The 3,729-nt window shown below is 72.1% G+C and carries 4 protein-coding genes; 2 read left to right on the top strand and 2 right to left on the bottom strand.

What is annotated here, in order from left to right; all coding sequences use genetic code 11:
* A partial coding sequence (locus E1284_RS39480) for a PH domain-containing protein (protein WP_243715024.1) occupies positions 1-1,001 on the bottom strand: 1,001 nt, incomplete at its 3' end.
* The gene (locus E1284_RS39475; RefSeq protein ID WP_243715023.1) at positions 998-1,558 is read right to left on the bottom strand and encodes a PH domain-containing protein; all 561 of its coding nucleotides are present in this window, start codon (positions 1,556-1,558) and stop codon (positions 998-1,000) included. The genes E1284_RS39480 and E1284_RS39475, both read right to left, overlap by 4 nt.
* Before the next feature lie 260 nt (positions 1,559-1,818).
* Here E1284_RS39475 and E1284_RS39470 point away from each other — a divergent pair, with 260 nt between their 5' ends.
* Positions 1,819-2,811 (top strand): ATP-binding cassette domain-containing protein, encoded by a 993-nt coding sequence (locus E1284_RS39470; RefSeq protein ID WP_131945243.1) that lies wholly within the window; start codon positions 1,819-1,821, stop codon positions 2,809-2,811.
* Complete coding sequence (locus tag E1284_RS39465; RefSeq protein ID WP_131945242.1) at positions 2,808-3,617, top strand: ABC transporter permease; 810 nt, start codon at positions 2,808-2,810, stop codon at positions 3,615-3,617. The genes E1284_RS39470 and E1284_RS39465 overlap by 4 nt, the downstream gene beginning before the upstream one ends.
* Positions 3,618-3,729 lie beyond the last annotated feature (112 nt).

Here is a 3,729-nt window from a genome sequence, read left to right as displayed (position 1 = left end):
ATGCGGCGGCCCCGGGCGGCGGGCGGGTGCGCGATCAGCGGCGCGGGGACGGGCCCGAGGACGCGGGCGGCGAGCGACTCGGCGACCGGGCGGGGCGCGGCGGGCAGCAGCCGGCCGCGGTGCGCGGCGTCCCCGAGGCCGGTGATGAGGGCGCCGACCCGCGCCACCCCGGCGAGGCGCTCGAACGGGTTGTCGATGAGCTCGACGCCGCGCAGCCGGCGGCGTTCGAGGGAGACACTGCGGCGGGTGACCAGGCCGCGCTCGGCGATGACCGAGCCGTCCCGCTCGCGGACGGTGAAGTCCCAGTTGAAGAGCGTGAAGGCGATCACCGACATGACCGGCATGGCGATCAGCACGAGGATGACCAGCGCGAGGACGACGGCGGTGGACAGGCCGACCACGTCGTGGCCGAAGTTCTCCACCCGCTCCCGGGTGATGAGACCCAGGTCGTCGCCGAGGTTGTAGAGGGTGCCGAGGAGGCTGCCCGCCACCGCGAACGGCGTCAGCAGATAGGCGCCGCTGAGCGGGGCGTACACGTACCAGCGGGGCCTCATGCGGGCCAGGACGCGCTGGGGCGGGGCATGGCCGTCCCTGGCCAGCAGGACACGGCGGAGCCGTTCGGCCTCGTGGCGGGAGACCGCGTTGAGTTCGCCCTCGCCGCCGTCCGCCCCCGCGTCGATGCGGACGATCGCCAGGCCGAGCAGCCGGTGCGGAAGGGACGCGCTGACGTCGACGCCGCGGATCCGGTCGCGCGGGATGCTCTTGACCGAGCGCCCGATGAGCGCGCGCCGGAGTTCGATGCGGTCGTCGTGCAGGACGTAGGTGAACGTCATCCAGTCGGCGACGTGGAAGATCAGCCCCAGCGCGAGGCCGACCAGCGTGAAGTAGAACGCCGTCGACATGCCGCCGACCAGGAGCCCCGTGGCCCCCGCCGCGAGCAGCGCGATGAGTTCGCGGACGGCGCCGACGACGAACGTGAGCGGATGCAGCCGCACGTTCACGTCGCGTCGTCGCGGAGGTCGTGCGCGCGGTGCGCCAGATCTTCGGCGAGGCGGGTCGCCACGTCCACCGGAAGCCCGGACAGCTCCGACGAGCCGGTGTGGGACGCCGTGTTGACCTCGATGGTGGCGAGGCCCAGCATCCGCTCGATCCATCCCTGCTTGCTGTCGACGGTCTGGATGCGCCCCACGGGCACGAGGAGCCATTCGCGGCTGAACCAGCCCGTGCGGGTGTAGACGACGTCGGCGCTGACCTCCCAGCGGTGGACGCGGTAGCGCCAGACGGGGGCGACGGTCGTCATGAGCAGCCCCGCGGCGCCGATGATGTAGGGCAGCCACCCCACGCGGCCGGACGCCCAGCCGGGCAGGGCGTCCCAGTCGGAGTCGCCGACCCAGGCGGCCACGCCCAGCGCGAGCCCGAACGCGAGCCCCCACAGCAGCAGGTACTCGATCGCCCAGTGCGCGACGGCGCGCGGCGAGACCCGGTTCTCGGGCGGCCGCAGCCGCGGCGGGTGCGGTCCCCCGCCGTCCTCGTGGTGACCGCGCCGCACCGTCGTCACACCGCGAGTTTAGAACGCCGGAGGCCTCCTCCAGCCGCTCCGTCCGGCACGCGCCGCCGGAATCGGCGGCCCGATCGCGCGGCCGGCGGCATTTTGTCGGTGACGCGTGCGATGTTGGTGACGCGTCCCGCGCCCAGGTGGGGGGCGCGGCAAGGGGCGGCAGGAAAACCGAATGCACACCACCCCGGACACCGCATATTTTGGCTGGTCCCCCGTCGGAGGGGCACAGACGTCCGGCAGACGACTCCCTAGGAGATCACATGACCTACGCGATCCAGGCCGAGGGCCTGGAGAAGCGGTTCGGTGAGACCCGGGCGCTGGCGGGCGTCTCGCTCACCGCCGAACCCGGGACGGTCCTCGGGGTGCTGGGGCCCAACGGCGCCGGCAAGACGACCATGACCCGGATCCTCGCCACGCTGATCGAGCCCACCGCCGGCACCGCCCGGGTCGGCGGGTTCGACGTGCTGCGCGACGCGCACAAGGTGCGGCAGCTCATCGGCCTGACCGGCCAGTACGCCGGCGTCGACGAGATGCTGACCGGCACCGAGAACCTCGTGCTGATCGGGCGGCTGCTCGGCATCCCGCGCCGGGCCGCCAGGGCGCGGGCCGCCGAACTGCTGGAGCGGTTCCAGCTCACCGACGCCGCCGAGCGCGCGGCCAAGACCTACTCCGGCGGGATGCGCCGCCGCCTCGACCTGGCGGCGAGCCTGGTCGGGCGCCCGCAGATCCTCTTCCTGGACGAGCCGACCACCGGTCTCGACCCGCGCAGCCGCGGCGGCCTGTGGGACATCGTGCGCGGCCTCACCGACGACGGGGTCACCGTCCTGCTCACCACGCAGTACCTGGAGGAGGCCGACCAGCTCGCCGACGACATCATCGTCATCGACCGCGGCGAGGTCATCGCGCACGGCACGTCCGACACGCTGAAATCGCAGGTCGGCGGCCAGGTGCTGGAGGTCCGCCCGCTCCAGGAGAGCGACGCCGCCGCCGCCGCGAAGATCGTCGGCGAGCTCGCCGGGGCCGAGCCGGAGCTGCGCGACGGCCTGATCAGCGCGCCGATCACCGACCCGCGGCTCATGCCCGCGGTGGTGCGCCGCCTCGACGACGCCGGCGTCGCGGTCGGCGAGCTGTCGCTCCGCAAGTCCAGCCTGGACGAGGTGTTCTTCGCCCTCACCGGCCACCACACCGACGACATCGACGCGGAGGCCGGCGAACTGGCCCAGTCCGTCGACAAGGAAGGGGCGTCGACATGACCACCGCCTCACTCGCGCCGGAGGACCTGTCCAAGCGGGTCGCGCCCGGCACGGCCGTGCGCAACACGGTCACCCTCGCCTGGCGCAACCTCGTCCAGATCAAGCACAATCCGATGGAGCTGCTGGACCTGTCCATCCAGCCCATCATGTTCGTGCTGCTGTTCGCGTACGTGTTCGGCCCGGCGATGGCGGGCAGCGTCGAGGCGTACCTACCGGTCGTCATCCCCGGCATCATCGCCCAGAACGCCCTGTTCGCCGGGATGAGCACCGGTTTCGGGCTGAACACCGACATCACCAAGGGCGTGTTCGACCGGTTCCGCAGCCTGCCGATCGCCCGCAGCGCCCCGCTCGCCGGGCGGATCATCGCCGACACCGCCAAGCAGGCGTGGTCGATGCTGATCCTGCTGCTCGTCGGCTTCGCCATCGGCTTCCGCATCGGCACGAACGTGTTCGCGCTGCTCGGCGCGTTCGTCCTCCTGCTCGCCTTCGCGGTCCTGTTCTCCTGGACGTCGGTCTACATCGCGATGAAGGTCAACGAACCGGAGAAGGTGCAGATCTTCGGGTTCGTGGTGATCTTCCCGCTGAGCTTCCTCAGCACCGCGTTCATCCCGAACACCGACGGCATCCCGGGCCCGGTCGCCTTCGTCATGGACAACAGCCCCGTGACGCAACTCGTCGAGGCGATGCGCGGCCTCCTCGTCGGCGGCCCCGTCTTCGAACACGCCTGGATAGCCCTCGCCTGGGGCGTCGGCATCTCCCTGGTCTTCGCCCCCCTGTCCCTACGAGCCTTCAAACAGCGCGCGTGATCTCCCAGGGGGGCGACCCCCTGGAACCCCCGTCACGAGCCGGCCGGCATGCCCGTGGTCGCCGCTCCGGTCCGCGGTACCGCTCGGCCCCCACTCCAAGAGGGGCCTGGTC

Origin of the sequence: Actinomadura bangladeshensis, from assembly GCF_004348335.1 — a bacterium.
Taxonomy (GTDB): domain Bacteria; phylum Actinomycetota; class Actinomycetes; order Streptosporangiales; family Streptosporangiaceae; genus Spirillospora; species Spirillospora bangladeshensis.
This window is presented reverse-complemented; position numbering and strand designations above follow the sequence as displayed.